This window comes from Streptomyces sp. P5F9 (assembly GCF_057961495.1).
The window spans coordinates 1-680 of sequence record NZ_JBXVPZ010001029.1 but is presented as its reverse complement, the minus strand read 5'-3'; the positions used below and the strand labels follow the sequence as shown (position 1 = coordinate 680).

General features: G+C 72.5%; 1 protein-coding gene and 1 pseudogene. One reads left to right on the top strand and one right to left on the bottom strand.

The window, feature by feature from the left end; genetic code table 11:
- Positions 1-238, bottom strand: a pseudogene (locus AC31A1_RS52240) (prepilin peptidase); the annotation flags it as partial.
- Positions 239-370: 132 nt separating this feature from the next.
- Between AC31A1_RS52240 and AC31A1_RS52235 the strand changes: the two are divergent.
- Positions 371-680 (top strand): DUF192 domain-containing protein (locus AC31A1_RS52235; protein WP_489660050.1); only part of this gene is annotated, 310 nt, incomplete at its 3' end.

The following is a 680-nucleotide window of genomic DNA, read 5'->3' as shown; positions in this document are numbered from 1 at the left end:
GGCCGTAGGGGCCGCAGGCGGTGGTGACGGACTGCGCGCCGCTGGTGCCGCTGGTGTCGGGGGTGCAGTGGGCCCGGCCGAGCCAGCCGTCGAACGGGCCCGTGATCGGGTGGCCGTCGGGGCACTGCCCCTTCCAGGGTTCCTCGGGGTCCACGGAGAGGCGGTGGGCGGCGCGGGGCAGCAGGAGGCCCGAGCACGCGCCCCACAGGGCACCCACGACGATCAGAATCAGGCGCACGCGGGGACGATATCGAGTGGGCGGCGGTCGGGGCATGGGTCCGTGGGCCCATGTGGGGCCTACTCCCGGGTGGATACGGTCGGTCGACTCGCATGACACCGGTTCCGAAGTGGCGCAGGAAGGTGACCTGGCATGGGACGACGCTGGAGTGACGGGCGCGGAAAGCTGATCGTGCACGGGACCGCGGGGACGGTCACCGTCCCGCTGGAGCTGGCTACCTCGTACCGGGCGCGCACGAAGGGGCTGCTCGGCCGGGACGCGATCGACGGGGCGATGCTGCTCTCCCCGGCGAGCAGCGTCCACACGTTCCGGATGCGCTTCCCGATCGATGTGGCGTACCTGGACCGGGACTTGAAGGTCATCGCCGTCCACACGATGAAGCCGGGGCGACTGGGGCTGCCGCGGTTGCGGTCCCGGCATGTGCTGGAGGCGGGGGCGGGGG